This window comes from Bacillus sp. SIMBA_008, assembly GCF_046535495.1.
Classification (GTDB): domain Bacteria; phylum Bacillota; class Bacilli; order Bacillales; family Bacillaceae; genus Bacillus; species Bacillus subtilis.
In genome coordinates, this window is sequence record NZ_JAWRWL010000446.1 from 1 (window position 1) to 273 (window position 273).

At 48.4% G+C, this 273-nt stretch carries 1 pseudogene; it reads left to right on the forward strand.

Annotated features, from left to right (window positions below):
- Positions 1-273, forward strand: a pseudogene (locus tag SB658_RS23960) (beta-N-acetylglucosaminidase); the annotation flags it as partial.

Sequence of the window (273 nt, forward strand, 5' to 3'; positions counted from 1 at the left end):
GGGCTTATGACAGCAACCCGAATTACTACGGCGCACAATACGCGTATAAGCAAGGCTGGTTTACTCCGGAAGCCGCGATTATCGGCGGAGCCCAATTTATCGGTGCGTCTTATATTCACAATCCTTCATACGAGCAGGATACGCTGTATAAAATGAGATGGTCTTCAGCCGCGGCTCATCAGTATGCGACAGACATCGGCTGGGCGTATAAGCAGGTAAACCGCATGTACAGCTTATACTCACTGCTGGATGATTATACGCTTTACTATGATG